General features: G+C 44.2%; 16 protein-coding genes and 1 pseudogene. 9 read left to right on the top strand and 8 right to left on the bottom strand.

Going from position 1 to position 13,955, the window contains the following annotated elements; translation table 11 throughout:
• Positions 1–379 precede the first annotated feature (379 nt).
• The gene (locus tag V6C93_RS10555) at positions 380–793 is read right to left on the bottom strand and encodes a thiol-disulfide oxidoreductase DCC family protein (protein WP_333476614.1); all 414 of its coding nucleotides are present in this window, start codon (positions 791–793) and stop codon (positions 380–382) included.
• A gap of 321 nt (positions 794–1,114) precedes the next feature.
• Here V6C93_RS10555 and V6C93_RS10550 point away from each other — a divergent pair, with 321 nt between their 5' ends.
• The 4 genes from V6C93_RS10550 to ypfJ all read left to right on the top strand — a co-directional run bounded on the left by V6C93_RS10550 (position 1,115) and on the right by ypfJ (position 4,619).
• On the top strand, positions 1,115–1,288 hold the full coding sequence (locus V6C93_RS10550; RefSeq protein ID WP_333476613.1) for a hypothetical protein: 174 nt from the start codon (positions 1,115–1,117) through the stop codon (positions 1,286–1,288).
• A gap of 335 nt (positions 1,289–1,623) precedes the next feature.
• The gene (locus V6C93_RS10545) at positions 1,624–2,736 is read left to right on the top strand and encodes an iron-containing redox enzyme family protein (RefSeq protein ID WP_349262677.1); all 1,113 of its coding nucleotides are present in this window, start codon (positions 1,624–1,626) and stop codon (positions 2,734–2,736) included.
• Between the two features lie 61 nt (positions 2,737–2,797).
• A complete protein-coding gene (locus tag V6C93_RS10540) occupies positions 2,798–3,541 on the top strand; it encodes an SAM-dependent methyltransferase (protein ID WP_333476611.1) in 744 nt (247 codons plus the stop codon).
• Between the two features lie 220 nt (positions 3,542–3,761).
• Positions 3,762–4,619 (top strand): KPN_02809 family neutral zinc metallopeptidase, encoded by an 858-nt coding sequence (gene ypfJ, locus V6C93_RS10535; RefSeq protein WP_333476610.1) that lies wholly within the window; start codon positions 3,762–3,764, stop codon positions 4,617–4,619.
• 103 nt (positions 4,620–4,722) lie between these two features.
• On the opposite strand, the gene V6C93_RS10530 is transcribed toward ypfJ, so the two are convergent.
• Positions 4,723–5,022, bottom strand: a complete 300-nt coding sequence (locus tag V6C93_RS10530; RefSeq protein WP_333476609.1) for a hypothetical protein — start codon at positions 5,020–5,022, stop codon at positions 4,723–4,725.
• 196 nt (positions 5,023–5,218) lie between these two features.
• Here V6C93_RS10530 and V6C93_RS10525 point away from each other — a divergent pair, with 196 nt between their 5' ends.
• Together V6C93_RS10525 and V6C93_RS10520 are read left to right on the top strand one after the other, a co-directional pair.
• Positions 5,219–5,371 (top strand): hypothetical protein, encoded by a 153-nt coding sequence (locus tag V6C93_RS10525; protein ID WP_333476608.1) that lies wholly within the window; start codon positions 5,219–5,221, stop codon positions 5,369–5,371.
• Between the two features lie 227 nt (positions 5,372–5,598).
• Entirely contained in the window at positions 5,599–6,174 is a 576-nt protein-coding gene (locus V6C93_RS10520; RefSeq protein WP_333476607.1) for a hypothetical protein, read from the top strand.
• Between the two features lie 82 nt (positions 6,175–6,256).
• Here the strand turns inward: V6C93_RS10520 and V6C93_RS10515 are convergent, their stop codons facing one another.
• Positions 6,257–6,676: a hypothetical protein gene (locus V6C93_RS10515; protein WP_333476606.1), complete on the bottom strand. Its 420-nt coding sequence runs from the start codon at positions 6,674–6,676 to the stop codon at positions 6,257–6,259.
• A 284-nt stretch (positions 6,677–6,960) separates the two neighbouring features.
• Here V6C93_RS10515 and V6C93_RS10510 point away from each other — a divergent pair, with 284 nt between their 5' ends.
• Positions 6,961–7,908, top strand: a complete 948-nt coding sequence (locus V6C93_RS10510) for a LysR family transcriptional regulator (protein WP_333476605.1) — start codon at positions 6,961–6,963, stop codon at positions 7,906–7,908.
• Between the two features lie 35 nt (positions 7,909–7,943).
• Here V6C93_RS10510 and V6C93_RS10505 read toward each other — a convergent pair whose 3' ends face one another.
• On the bottom strand, positions 7,944–8,330 hold the full coding sequence (locus V6C93_RS10505; RefSeq protein ID WP_333476604.1) for a hypothetical protein: 387 nt from the start codon (positions 8,328–8,330) through the stop codon (positions 7,944–7,946).
• Positions 8,331–8,830: 500 nt separating this feature from the next.
• Entirely contained in the window at positions 8,831–9,760 is a 930-nt protein-coding gene (locus tag V6C93_RS10500; RefSeq protein ID WP_333476603.1) for an aspartoacylase, read from the bottom strand.
• A gap of 117 nt (positions 9,761–9,877) precedes the next feature.
• Between V6C93_RS10500 and V6C93_RS10495 the strand changes: the two genes are divergently transcribed.
• Together V6C93_RS10495 and V6C93_RS10490 are read left to right on the top strand one after the other, a co-directional pair.
• Complete coding sequence (locus V6C93_RS10495; protein WP_333476602.1) at positions 9,878–10,798, top strand: LysR family transcriptional regulator; 921 nt, start codon at positions 9,878–9,880, stop codon at positions 10,796–10,798.
• A gap of 471 nt (positions 10,799–11,269) precedes the next feature.
• Entirely contained in the window at positions 11,270–11,872 is a 603-nt protein-coding gene (locus V6C93_RS10490) for a hypothetical protein (RefSeq protein ID WP_333476601.1), read from the top strand.
• Between the two features lie 360 nt (positions 11,873–12,232).
• Here V6C93_RS10490 and V6C93_RS38170 read toward each other — a convergent pair whose 3' ends face one another.
• The 3 genes and pseudogenes from V6C93_RS38170 to V6C93_RS10475 form a co-directional block, all read right to left on the bottom strand.
• Positions 12,233–12,352, bottom strand: coding sequence for a hypothetical protein (locus tag V6C93_RS38170; protein ID WP_349262675.1), 120 nt, complete (start codon positions 12,350–12,352; stop codon positions 12,233–12,235).
• A 146-nt stretch (positions 12,353–12,498) separates the two neighbouring features.
• Positions 12,499–12,948, bottom strand: a complete 450-nt coding sequence (locus V6C93_RS10480) for a hypothetical protein (protein WP_349262674.1) — start codon at positions 12,946–12,948, stop codon at positions 12,499–12,501.
• A gap of 611 nt (positions 12,949–13,559) precedes the next feature.
• Positions 13,560–13,955 (bottom strand): annotated as a pseudogene (locus V6C93_RS10475) (calcium-binding protein); the annotation flags it as partial.

Raw genomic sequence — 13,955 nt, 5'->3', positions numbered from 1 at the left:
ATATCTTCAGGATTTTTGCCGACTCAAGACATAAACTGCAAAACAGATCTTGACAATTCCCAGGTATAGCATCATTATTAATAGTAATAGAACTCGGCGTGGCTACAGCAAGGAAAGCAAGTCTCGTCGAGTTATATTAGTTTTTAGGCACAAATAAGCTGAGTAGTGGTTGACAATATTTAAATAGACGTTTATGGTGAGAAGCAATGAAATGCGGTGTGGATAGAGTACTAGCAATATTTCCACCGCTTTTCTTTGTGATTTGTCACAACCTGAAGAGTTAGGCACTGTTCGTTTTCCATCAGAGGCTTGGCGAGTTGCTACGTCTAACCGCAGAAAGAAGGTACAGGTACTGGTCGCGATTCAGCATTCCTCGGCTTTAACTCTGGCAATCAGTAGCGCTACAACCGACTGGGTAAGCAGATTTATAGGTACTAGAGCGCTTACCGAACAAACTGTAACGATTATCGCGAACTTGCTCGTAAACGCGATCGCCCATCCACTTCATTCCAGGCAGAGCTCGGTAAGCAGAAACAAAGACATCCCCTGCTGGCAACAAATTCCCAATCTCCTCCGCCGCATCACTGCCTTGCCAGCGACGCTCTGGTAAGGAACCATCAATTAAAATCATCCCCATCTCACAATCTTGGGACGTTACTCCAAAATTTTTCAAAGCGTCTTCATCCTGCATTGGGATGTAATCAAATAGCTGCCCTTTATCCAGGTTCTCTAGTACCTGTACCAGGGTGACGCAAAGATTGCAGTTGCCGTCGTAGATAACGTGATATCTCATATCCTCGTGGTTGCTTTTGCCAAAAACGTAGCTTATCTCCATTTTTAACCATGATTCTGAAAAAGGGTGAATAGCCTCTGTAGTGAAAGAGGTAGTACTTCCCATTTTTTCAATATCTGTTCGGATGACCCATCTCTCTCCTTGGAAGGAGAGCTTGCGTTGTCCAAGAGGCTACTTGTCTATCTGGTTTTCCAAAACTCATGAAATTTTCCGGAGCGCCTTCCAAGCTTGCGTAAAAGGCAAAGAATCAACTGATTCTTAAGTAAGAGAGTTCTATGCGAAACACTGAGCTTCCAGTGTTCATCCAAGAGGTAGTAATTAATGAAAACTCAATGGAAGAAGCTATTAGTTAAAACAACGGTCTGGTTAGCCGCCGAGATTATTCTCAATCTGCTAGGGCTCGATAATCTAGCTGACTACAGCGAATTCATATACGAACAAGAGGTCATGGTATTGACCCAAGCCCCTCAACCGAACACTCTAATTCTTGCTTAAATTTTGAGTTCTACAAATATTGGCCTCAAGTTAAATAGGTGTTGAGAGAGGATTTTTGCCTCGACAAGCCGAAACGAGAGATTGTCGAAAGGCAAAACCAAGGGCGAGCGAACCTTTAATTCTAAAACACCGAACTTTAGTCAAACCTCCCTGGGTAGTAATCTTCCTTTTGTTGTAGAGCTCACTTCTAACAGTGATTATGCCCAAGGATGGACGGAAGAGATAAAGAGACTTGTTTATTGTTGTATTACGCTGACAAGCACAATTCTTAACGTTGTCTCTATTGTCAGTCGTACATCAAAACAAACTCAGAAAAGATTTTAATGCATCGCAATATGACCGTAGCTTTGAGTCCCGATCGCGCGATCAAAGGGATATCGAAAGAATTGTCATCGGCTTCTGAATCACCTAATTACATTGAAGCAGAACAACAATTCATTCAACTACTAAATCGTGAAAATTTAGACCAACAGGTAGATACTCACCCGGAATTAGTACAGGATTTTGAAGCGGCGGTCGCCACGGCTGTAATACGAGCTTACACAGAACACTCCGAAGCTGATGAAGCTAATGCCGCACACTTATTTTTGCAGCGCATCCTGTACCACATTAATCGGCTCAACTTATTCTGGTACGATGATTTGCGGCACTACAAAAATGAGCGCTCATATTATTTGTACCTGATGCGCGATCGCATCGAATCTCTCTGGCAAGCGTGGGAACTGGCACAAATTGATGTTGAGCACTTACGCCAACTGGATGTCAAACATGCTCTCATTGGGCGATGTGAAGCGGATCTGAATCCGCCGTTAACCCAGAACAAGCAATATCTGCGGCAACAGATGACGGTGGAAGGGTATCGGCATTTATTAGCGATCGCATCCCTAGATGGATTAGTAGAAGCAAGCCGTCTATCGCGGATTCTAGGCGGTGCTAGCAACGAAGTACAGGCAACGCTGATTCGCGTGTTGCTGGAGGAATACGGCAATGGTCGCTTCACCCGTAAACACTCTACCTTCTTTGCGAAAATGATGGCGGAGTTGGGACTCAATACTCAGCCAGAGGCATACTTCGATATCGTTCCTTGGGAACTTTTAGCCTGCATCAATCACAACTTCTTGCTAACAGAATGCAAGCGCCATTTTCTCCGCTATAACGGCGGACTGACCTACTTTGAAATTGCTGGCCCCTCAATCTATAAAGATTACATGAGTGCCGCAGAGCGATTAGAACTTTCAGACACGGCTATGGGCTATTGGGAACTGCACATCCGGGAGGATGAACGGCATGGCCAGTGGATGCTGCAAGATGTCGCCTTACCTCTAGCAGATAAATACCCTGAAGATGCCTGGGAACTGGTACTCGGTTACGACCAGGAAAAATGGATGGGCGATCGCGCCGGTGCAGCTATTATTCAGGCCGTAAAACAGGCAGAGCAATCCTCTTAATTCAGCAAAACGATATTGCAACTCGCCCCTCATTCTCAATACACAAAGCAAGATTTTTACCATGAAAGAAGCCTTATTTACCTCGGACACAGCCGTTCAAGCCTATTCACCCAACACAGTTTTCTTCTGTCCTGAAGAATCTCACTTCTATTCTCAGTGTCTGGAGAAGATGGTACTGAAGCACTGCACCCATTTTGATTCTGTCGTCGAATTTGGTGCCGGAGATGGGAGTCCAGTCATTAGCTGTTTACTGAAAATTAAATTTGATGGTTCTATTCAGGGTTATGAATTGAACTCTGAAGCTTGTGAGCTAGGTCAGTCTAGGATTGAGCAATATCGACTCGAACATCAGTACACCATTCACAACAAGTGTTTCTTCAAAAACTTTTCCTCGAAGGCCACTTATTTAATTGCCAATCCTCCTTACCTCCCTGCTCCCGATGACAACCTCTATATGCCCTCCCTACATGGTGGTGAGGATGGAGCAACCATTACCAAACAGCTACTATCCATTGGTTGTGAGAATGTGATGTTGATGATTTCGGCTTACTCCAATCCAGTGGAGACCATTGAGTATGCCCTTAATCAGGGGTATCAAGTGGTTGACTTTATGATTTCTCCCTTGACGTTTGGCTACTATAGCTGCGAACCTAAAGTGAAAAAAACAATTTCAGAGCTGCGGAAAAATCGCAAAGCCTTCTATTCTCAAAACATTTACTTCTTGGCAGGCGTCTTGTTTAAGAAGAGAGATAGCTATAGTACGGATTTGTCCGTAGAATTGCTAAGGGTAATGACTGCCTTGTAGCTATTCTTATTATTTAACGGCGATTTGCATTCCCTAAGGAGGACTCTCTAGTAAACCATAGCAATCCCTCTGACAGAGGCACTTAATGAATTGAACCAGTAATATTTTTGGTGAATTAGGGAATGTCTCAATTAGGGTGCGATATCTGACGAAAAGTCGCTTTGCGTCTATGCACCTTACTCGCTTGTAGCCCGGTTAAGTAGTTTGGAGACTCTAGGTTATGCGTTGGGAATTCGGTCGTAGAAGCACTAATGTAGAGGACAGGCGCGGAACTGGTATGTCGGGGCCTGTCGTAGGGGGTGGGATTGGGGCAATCATTTTGTCAGTAATTGTTGCCCTTTTGGGTGGCGACCCCAGCGTGATTTGGGATCAACAACAAGCACCGAGCGATCGCCCCCGCACGGAGGCTCCTCAAACCCAACGTTCTCCGGCGAGCGATCGCATGGCTGATTTCGTTTCGGTTGTCCTGGCAGATACCGAGGATACGTGGAAAAGCCTGTTTCGGCAAAGGGGCGCGACTTATGTGGAGCCTAAGTTAGTTCTCTTTTCGGGAGCCGTGAACTCTGCCTGTGGCTCTGCGAGAGCGGCAGTAGGCCCATTTTATTGCCCCCGCGATCAAAAGCTCTACATTGACTTGAGCTTTTATCAGGATCTCCAGAATCGATACCACGCACCCGGAGACTTTGCCCAGGCATATGTGATTGCTCACGAGGTTGGGCACCATGTTCAGAATCTCATGGGCATTTCTGATAAGGTTCAGGCATTGCAGCAGCGAAGCGATCGCGTACAGGCTAATCAACTTTCAGTCCGGTTGGAGTTACAAGCAGACTGTTTTGCTGGTATCTGGGCCAACCATGCCAATCGATCGCGGCACATCCTTGAAGAAGGCGACATTGAAGAGGCGCTGAATGCGGCTAGCAGTATTGGGGATGATCGTTTGCAACGTCAAGCAAAGGGATATGTCGTTCCGGAGGCTTTTACGCACGGTAGTTCAGCCCAGCGAGTTCACTGGTTCAAGCGAGGCATTCAGTCAGGCGATCCTGCACAATGTAATACTTTTGCAGCGACAACTCCTTAGCTTGATCGCGCAAGCAAGCCCCACGCCAAATCATAGATTTGGCGCTGGGAGTAATGTCAGTTGGAGATTAACACTACTAACTAAACACCAAATTCAATCATCCTCACTTGTCAAACAACTCTAACAGACCAACTGTGCCCACAAAAAACGTATAAGCACCATATTGTAGTGGCATCTTTTTTCTTGAAGGTGCAAAAGACGCTGCTATAACTCCCTCAATTAGATGACTTCCCAGAGCAAAGCGTTCAATCCAAAAAACTGGATTAAGGATGCTGGGTATGGTACTGCTAGTTATTAATGCATAAATATTCCATAATTCTAATCCAATTGCACTGGTAATTAAAACTACAGATATTATTTTTATAAAGCTGTATAATTTTATTTTTATAGGGGTTGAATTCATATTGTATAATAAGTTTAGCTCAGCTATTCAAAAATCTTATTTATAGCGTATTGAGTATGAAATAAGATCTAGTATATATTAACCTAAAATCTCAAATTATAGTCAAAAGGGTCTTATACTAATTTTGTTAGATAGGCGAGCATCCTCCCTCATCAACCAGGCTGATCAAAAAATAAAGTGATGAGAAGAAGTTGCTATGGCAATAAGTCATAACTCGATTTGGCAGCTTTTATTAAAGTCGAGGCTTCGTGTCCTGATTGGTGAGGACAAACTACAATTTTACGAAACTATCGATTGGCAGCAGGAGAGCGATCGCTTTCGACAAGTCAACCTGATTTATTCTCGATGAAAATCAAAAAAACTTCGTCATGTTGACTGTGTCATAAAAATTTTCAAAGAACCGTATTCCAAAATCTACGCGGCAGAGAGTGTAGATGATTGGATGAGGGCAGCTGGATTTGAAGCCGTACACACAGAATATGTGGGGTGGATTCAGCAAGTGACGTATGGGATTAATCCTATAGTAATAGCCCAACCTACGGCAAAATAAGAAAGAGGTCAACACATAGAGTGGCTATGTCTAAGCGCAAAAAGCACAATCTCCAATGGCTCAAGGAAACCCTAGAGCTAAAAGAAGACCACAACTGGAAATCTTCGCCAGGAACTCGGATCTTTGTGGCAGGGCGAGGAGCGTTGCGCTTTGATGTTCCCGAAGATTGGCACTTTGAACCGGATACCAAGTCGTTCCGGTTTCTAGACAAAAAGCCGCCGAACGATGATTGCCGCTTGGAAGCTTCCTTTAATTTACTCCCCCCTGCCAACTGGGCTGAGTTTCCACTGGTTCCCCTATTGAAAAAGACGGTTCGAGAAGATAAGCGGAATGTAATTGAGCGAGGGGAAGTTACTCAATTGAAGCGCCAAACAGCCCGTATCGTTTGGACTCAAATCAAATTTATTGACCCTCAAGAAAACCGGGAAGCCTATTCCCGAATCTGTATTGGGTTAGGTTCAGGAGTTCAGTGTCTAATTACTTTTGACTACTGGGCAGACGATGCAGAGCGATTGATTCCCGTATGGGACACGGTCATGGAATCGTTAGTTCTAGGGCTTTATATCCGCGATCCTCGAACAGGACTCGCATTCCCCGATTAGGCGTTGGGGGATCTAAACTGTCAGAGTGTGATAGAAAGAAAAGTTGGCGATCGCTTGACAATTACAGATGCCGATTGGGAAGCTAGCGATCTGCGCTTTGCTGCTGCACTTCGTGCCGCCTCGCTAACGCACCATGCTGACGCAAACGCTTTACTCGCTTCGCGATCGCCTGTAGATCATGCATGACTTGTTGAGGGGAGTAGCTTTGATGGGTTTTCCTCTGCAAATGTTTTGCCATCTGCTGCAATTGTGATGTTGTTGGCAGGGGGCATTTACCTCGGCATCCTTGAGCACGCAGTCGCATCAGGTTCTTACGGTAGACAGCATGGTAGCTCTCCAGGAGATAGCACGCCTGTTCAATTTCGATATCTGTGCGAGAGTGATCTGTCGCTAGGATACGGCGCAGTTGCCGAGATTTTGTGTCATTCAAAATTGCCCAATCACTGACCAGATCACTCCCGCACTCTCGCCAATTAGAGCTTAAGGGGATTACAGTAGACATGGTTGTTCTCCTAATGGATGAAGGTGGGCAGGAGCGCACTGCTCTACGACCCGTGTTCGCAGAGATAAAGTTCGCATTTTAGATAAAAGAACCATAGTGCTGCTATGGCTATAACAATAGCCAGTAAAATCACGATACAAAACACTAGACCCCTCAACCATCTGCCTTCTCCTGTAAGTGAAAACAGTCCAAATTAGCATTGGGTGAATGCTCAAGTTGCTATATCTTAAAAGATAATCTAGGTATAATAAAATATCTTGGAAGATATAACTGAAAGGAGCTTGATGGATTTTCAGCATCTCAGTAATTTTGAACTGCGGCAGATTTGCTATTTCATAGCCGTTGTGCAGGCGGGCAACAACTTTAGTCAGGCAGCCAATCATTTAGGCATCAAGCAACCTCCTCTTAGTCAAAGAATTCAAGCATTGGAAAAATTGCTGAGCACCCATAAAAATACTTCTGAAGTCAAGTTGTTCAATCGCAGCACGCAACCTGTGGGGCTAACTGAAGCAGGTAAAGTGTTTCTAGAAGAAGCTCAGCTTGCTGTGATGCATCTGGATCGGGCAATCAACCAAGCCCGACGCGCAAGCCAAGGTCAAATTGGGCATCTGACAGTAGGCATGAATAATTCGATCGCAAACAGTATTTTGCCCAGGGTTTTGATAGAGTTTCAGAAACGATTCCCAGATGTGGAAGTAGAGATACGCGAAGCTACAGCTACAAGCCAGAAAGAGCTCCAACTGCTCAAGAATCATCAATTGGATGTAGTGTTCTATCGTTCTCCAAGTTTTTACACAGAAGACACAAACCTGAGCTTTCTACCAATCTTCCAGGAATCCTTTTTGCTTGTGTTACCCACAACCCATATCCTTGCGAATCAAACTCAAGTTCCTTTGAAGGCATTGAAGGATGAGTCGATTATCTTGCCATCTCTTGATGCATTACCTTTCTACAAGCAAGTCATTACATTGTGCCAAGAAGCAGGTTTTGAACCTAATGTTGTTCAAACTGTTAAAGCGACTGGAATCGTCACAATCCTCAGTTTAGTGGCGGCAGGACTAGGCGTATCTATCTTGCCTGACCATGTGCAAGTGCTTCATCGTGAGGGAGTTGTTTATCGTCCCATTAAGGATGCAGCATTAACCCGGTCAATCTCTGTTGTTTGGCGGCAAGACGATTCATCTATCGTCCTACAGAAATTCTTGAATGTGCTTCAGAATATAGTGCATTAGAAATGGTTACTGGATTCTTACAGAGGCTTGCCGTGCTAGTGGCGGAAGCGATGGTAAGCAAAGGTTCCACGTACAGAGTTGATAAACGCAAAGATAAATAAAATGGTAATGACTAAATTACCTGAAATGCCAGTTTTCGCAACGATCATTAAACGATCAATTAGGTAAATGATCAGACCCATTACAGAGCCAATCCTTGACATTCTGTAAATCAAAAAGGCAACTAGACCGTAGAGAGCAACGGTTGCTGCAAAAGCCGAGGATTGAGTAACTCCAGAGAGTGTTGCAATTACAAGACTAAAGATAATGATTAGGACACAAACAGCGGTTCCTTGACGGGCTGCACTCCGAGCAGACTCTATGTCTGTGAGATCTGGCAGCAACCAACTGTTGGTACCTTTCTGAGGCTTACTATTTGTCATGATGTTAGCTCCTGAAAATACGAGTGGTGAACAATCCAGCCAACATTGACCACCTGAGTCACAACGTTGGACTGAAGTTACCAGTTTGCTTTGCAGTTTTGTCTTTCTTGAGTCAGTTCACTTATGCGACTTGCATCGGGTTAGCTTCAATAATTCTTAAGTACTCACCATGCACAGCTATTCTCTAATAAGTCCAAATAGTGATTGAGTGGCTATATCTTAAAAGATAATTTAGGTATAATAAAATATCTTGGAAGATATAACGGGAAGATGCTTTATAGATTTTCAGCATCTCAGTGACTTTGAACTGCGGCAGATTTGCTATTTCGTGGCAGTTGCATAGTGAGCAACCCTAGATTGAAGTAGCGACGCTTTCTGTTCCAGAAATGGTTTCGTAAATGGAACAATGATGACGATCAAAGCATCTCTAACTCTTCCGATAGAGAGCCAATTATTGAATCATCACCGTTAGATGTCGTGTTTCAACGCTCTCTAAATTTTTATGAGAATGACGCAAGTCTACGCAAAGACCTGCCGATTGAAACTGTTACTTGCTGCTTCATCGTGATGCACATAGCAATTCCCTTCTCATAGTAAGCTGCTTCGTTGATGAAAACGGGATAGACAGTTGAGGTGCCTTCGTAGGCGATCGCTTTCCCACCAAATGTTAGAAATATTGGATCGCCTGGATGGAGAGGTTCATAGTCTTTGAACTGAATCTGAGGATGAATCATCGCTTGAATTTCACCCAACTCATTTCTGGGATAGTCGATTGTCCCGACATGCCGATAAACGGTGAGCGCATTGTCAAACGATGAAATTACTCCTCGATTATGGTGTTCCAAGTAGTTTAAGGCAGTATCAATCAATGCTTCAGTTTGCTGAAATTGTTCAGCTTGCAAAACTCCTTGTGCCACTGGTCCCACTTCGATTGTGCAACCCAATTCACAGATAGATGGCAACCCCGAAGATTCCTGAGCGGATTTCGGCAAGATATAAACCTTGACTAGGGGATTTACACTCTGAAGATAGGCAACCAGTCGGAAGTTAAAGGGATTTTCGTCGGTGATCATAGTTAAGCCCATATTTGCCGTCGTGCTATGGAGATCTATAATCACGTCAGCCGGGGTTTTGCCATCTGCTCCAAAGAGCGAATTAATTTCTCTTGCCCTGATTTGTTCATAGCTAGAGCATATTAAATCTTGCAAATCTAGCTGGTGAAAGCAACGGTTGAGGTCTTTATCAACATATCGACGCACTGTTGCGAATGCTTCAGGATTTGCCAGTAAGGTTATGGTTTCAAAGGTTGCTCGACGAACCTGAGCGGGCTGCTGTTCAAGTTTTTTGACGATATAAGCGCCCGTTAACTCATTTCCGTGCGTTCCTCCAACAATTAGAACTCGTTGAATCGGAGGTATTTGATTTGTCATCGATGTTTGCCTATGAATGGCTGATGATGACTTATCATAGAGAGCTACTTGCCATAACTCAATTACTAGTTTAGATATCGGGCTATAACTAAATCGATATAGTAGGATTAGCTCACCATGAATCTAGAACGTCTAGAACGATTTGTTTTCTTGGCAAAATTGAAAAATGACGTGGGTCAGAAAGACATCAATATCAGTCGTGCTGCTGAACAACTGCATATTCCTCAGCCCTACCTCAGCAAACAAATTAAACAACTGGAAGAAGAACTCGGTGTAGAACTGTTTGTCCGTAAACCCCGTTTAGCGCTAACACCCTATGGCAAGGTTTTTCTGAGAGAAGCACAAAATCTACTTGAACAAGTCCAACGGATTAAGCTCTCTGCTCAACAAGCCGGGCATGGTGAAATTGGACGTTTAACAGTCGGAATTAATACGTCAATCTCTAACAGTTTGCTGCCAGATACCCTCCGCGTTTTTCGCCAAAAATTTCCAAACGTACATTTGGTCTTGCAAGAACTTTTGCATGAAGAAAGTCGCCAAAGACTCCAAGATCGCGCAATCGATGTAGATTTTGAGAATTTATATAATCTGCAAGATGTAGATGACCAGCATTGCCTGACTTATGAAGTGGTGCATCGAGAACCGCTCGTAATGGTGCTTCCCATTGACCATCCCCTAGCTCATTCCTCACAAGTTCAACTCCAAGATTTTGCGAACGAAGCCTTCGTGTTGCCTTCTCATAATTCAGTGCCAGCGTTACACACACTTATTCGTATGGCTTGTATGGAAGCAGGATTTCAGCCCAATGTCGTACAGGAAGCCGTTTGGATGCCAACTGTTCTCGCTCTGGTTGCGGGTGAACTTGGAGTGGCATTGCTGCCTGCTAATGTGATGAATCTTCAGCGAAGAGGTGTTGCTTATCGGAAACTTCAAGGACAATCACCTGTGTTTCAAATAGCGATCGCTTGGCGACGAGACAATCCATCGAAAATCTTGTCTAATTTTCTCAACGTGGTTAGAGCAGTTGTTCGTAGGTAGTAAGATGATCTACCACCATACGCTTCATATGTTCAGGTGCAAAAATATGAGACTATTCCAACCAATGGTGGTATCTGAATTCTAGTAAGGGCGATCGTGCCACGATTCACAGCTGGGTTTCCATGCAAAGGAACTTGTTCGATTGTAGCGACTGTCCATAACGCTCCTACCCAAAGGAGTTTTTCGCTAACGCTGACCCCCCTCTATTCACATAATCCGCACGAGGAAAGTCAATCCAACCTACTAGCGTGGCAAGGCTAAAATAGTACAATACAAATGGCTCATAAACCGCCATTTACCTGATTTGCTTCTTATGTCCTATTGCAACATTTAAGGCTTGCCACGCTACTACGGCGATGAACGATCGCGCTTGTAGAACAACAGGTAAGCAATATTCTGAAATTGGACGTGAGCAGCAGATGTTCGAGCCTATGACTTCTCAACAAGTCCGCTGAGCGTGAGAAAATTACCATGAACCGCCCAAAAGTTCTCCGTCCAGACGAGAGTTATACTTTTGCCAAATACTTCGAGCTTGCCTACGATATTGAAGATATTCTGGCAGATTTGGATTGTGGGTTTGATCGGGCGTTATTAACTTTTCCCACAACCGATCAAGCAATTTTAGACCTTAACGAACTCCATCAGCAAATTCTAGATGGCATTCAATACGTCAGTTTCACTAGCGAACAAGCACGACGGGAATTTCTGATTGCACCCATCATTCGACAAATCTGCCGTCAAGCTCACAAGCGAGTCCGCGTTGAATATCCCATCACCGTCAACGACTGGCTCAAAGGCACATTGGATTATTACTTCCAAGATTTGCTTGTGATTGAAGCGAAGCGAGATAACCTCGATAACGGTTTCACCCAACTCGCTGTTGAACTCATTGCTCTGGATCAATGGATCGACTCGGATACCCCAATTCTCTATGGAGCTGTCACCACTGGGAATGATTGGCGCTTTGGGGAATTTCACCGACAACAACGAAAAATTATTCAAGATCTCAAACTGTATCGCGTTCCCGAAGAGTTAGAGATACTCATCGGCATTCTCATGGGGTTGCTCAGTTAACGCATTGGACAGATCAGAGCAAGTTATCCTAAAAGAGTAGTGGTTTCTATTGAAGATATTGATGGTAGGTTTACTAGATGGATGTTAAATCAATTAGTGGAAGTCAAGAAGTAAAATAGTCTGCCAATTAGCAAAGCGAGAACTTTCTCACACCCACAGCAGAGAGCAAGCTAATGTCAGTGATGGTTGGCATAATCTACTTGCTAAATTTTGCTCTCATCGTAACTCGTTGACCTAATCATCAACCCCGATCGCCCTCACCCAACACTAAAAAAAGTGCGATCGCACTTTGCTTATACCCAGTGCGATCGCATCAATACTTACATACAGCCAAAACCAACCTACGCGATCCCACTGAAGTTACGCACACACTTGTTTCACGCTCTTAAGCTGGCTGACTTCATCCCACCAAGTCCGTCGTTTCGGAGTTTGAGCAGTAATTGCCTCGAACTCTGGAGTCTGGGAAAGGTCAATAAAGATGGGAATTAGGTAGAAATCAGCGATGCTAAGTTCGCTGCCGAGCAGATATGGGCTACCAACAGCTATCGACTCGATACTCCTTCAGCTTCTATTAGATGCGATGAATGAAACAATGTACATTGACCTTTCAAGCTAGTATCTATTGTTTAATTGCTAAAAGCATCCTTGATGCTATCAACAGTGCGTTCAACAGCATTTTTTGTGTTGTCTACTGCTTTCTTAGTCCGAGCGGCATCTTCATCTGCTCTTTGCTCAATCCGATCCCGATCTCTTTTGGCTTTTCGCTCAACGAAACTACCATTGTCATCCGTTGCTTGGTCAACGCGATCGGCATTTTTATTTGCAGTTCGCTTAACCTTATCTTTTGTATCTTCGATGAAATTCTTGGCTCGTCCAGCATCAACACTTGCTTTCCCTTGAACCTGGCTGCCTACATCTGTCGCTAGGATTAAGTTTGCAGTAGGAGCAGCCATTGCGGCGGTATGCGAGAAAAATGCACCTTGCCAAACCAAGGCGATCGCTGACAAAGATAACACAGTTGTCGCCATCCAGCGTCTTGCAATCGAAAGCTTTTTCATAAAATAATTCAGTTTCACAGAATACAATCTCCACGAGTTTTAGTATTCTACTTCTACTTCATCTGGCTCCTTGATCAAATCGTTCCCCAGAGAGGTTCTTTCGTCATCAACTCTTGAACGAATTCAGTACTTTGATAGATTGAACGCGGCGGTTCCTGTATTCGTCATACTTGCCCTCCCCCGCCAATTCCATTTTCATCCGGTAAAAGGGGACGTGGTTTGTGGGGTATGTCTGCTGGGGCGCTCATTTAGCTATGGTAGATGGCACTTGAAAAGAGCGAGTTGTTTTGCTCTTCGCGCTTGTGCTATTGCACTGGTGTCTACATGTCGCTAAAAGCAACCTACGCGATCGCACTTCTGTAGGTTAGGTTGACGCAAGGAAACCAAACACACCTGTTAAATTCTTACAACTTGTAGGAGAGGGGTTTGGAGAGAGGTTAAAACTGTACCGAACACAACTGAGAACCGCTAGAGTTGGCTACCAAGGATGAATCAGAGCCGTGTATGTGAAATTATCACCCCCTTACCCACCCTTTAAGCTATCTTTGCCATTGCCATTCACAAGAGTGTGATTGCCAGCACCACCGTCTGAAAAAGGTGTAGGGTGGGCAATGCCCACCCTACTTTAACTAAACGAGAACAATGTCAAGGTCAGGAGAAAATCCTGGAGGTGTGTTTTCGATTGTCGCAAATTGTGTTGGGCCGATTAAACCAATGGGATCGAAGAACAATGCACCTGTAAAACTGTTATAGCTAAACTGGTTTAATGAAGATGCTCCAAATCCCAGCATGGAGATTTGAATGGTATCACCCTCTGTCCATTGGAAATCTTTGATAATATCAATGCCTTCTGAGAGTTGGTTAAAGATAAATTTGTCAGCTCCTTGATTACCCCAAAGAGTGTCAACTCCTGAACCACCCGTAAGACTATCATTGCCGCTACTACCGATTAAGGTGTCATTGCCAGCCAGACCATCGAGGATGTTATTGCCAGTGTTACCGATGATGACGTTGTTATTGCCATT

It is taken from the genome of Allocoleopsis sp., assembly GCF_036703385.1.
Taxonomy (GTDB): domain Bacteria; phylum Cyanobacteriota; class Cyanobacteriia; order Cyanobacteriales; family Coleofasciculaceae; genus Allocoleopsis.
The sequence above is the reverse complement of the archived record's forward strand: the minus strand, read 5'-3'. Positions and strand labels throughout refer to the sequence as shown.